Source organism: Halorubrum sp. SS7 (assembly GCF_005435055.1).
In the GTDB taxonomy this organism is placed as follows: Archaea; Halobacteriota; Halobacteria; order Halobacteriales; family Haloferacaceae; genus Halorubrum; species Halorubrum salinarum.
This window is the reverse complement of sequence record NZ_SGXV01000273.1, coordinates 1-511: the sequence shown is the minus strand read 5'-3', so window position 1 is coordinate 511 and position 511 is coordinate 1. Positions and strand designations below refer to the sequence as shown.

Here is a 511-nt window from a genome sequence, read left to right as displayed (position 1 = left end):
GGCCCGACGTACACCCCGGACTTGCGGTCGAGGTACGTCTCCACCCACGAGCGGAGCGCCTCGCGGTCCGCCCCGACGGTCGACCACCGCGGGGAATCGCGGACGAGCGCAGCCCCGTAGATGAGCGTCGGCAGCGTGATGTGAAGTTCGATGGAGAAGTACGTCTCGCCGAAGTTCCGGCCGGAGGGGTACATCCGCGTCTCGGGGTCGAGAAACCAGTGATCGAGCAGCCGGATCGCCTTGCTCGCGAACCGCTCTCGGCCGGTGAACACGTAGCCGATCCCCAGGTCCCGGACCCACGTTCCCATCTCGATGGCCGCCCGGTAGTCAGGGCGGTCCTCGCCCGTGGCGAACCGATGCTCGTCGACGCCCGCGGGCGACCCGTCGTCGACGACGCTCCTCGGCGTCGCCGCCAGGGCTCGATTCGCGTCCCTGATCTGGGCGTCGTAGGCCGTCTTCCACGGGTCCTGACCGTCCTCGACACGTTCGCGAATCGCGACGACCTCGTTGG

Annotated in this window: 1 protein-coding gene; it reads right to left on the bottom strand. The window is 68.9% G+C overall.

The window, feature by feature from the left end; genetic code table 11:
• Positions 1 to 511: alginate lyase family protein (locus EXE44_RS18000; protein ID WP_199241278.1), on the bottom strand; the 511-nt coding region annotated here is incomplete at both ends.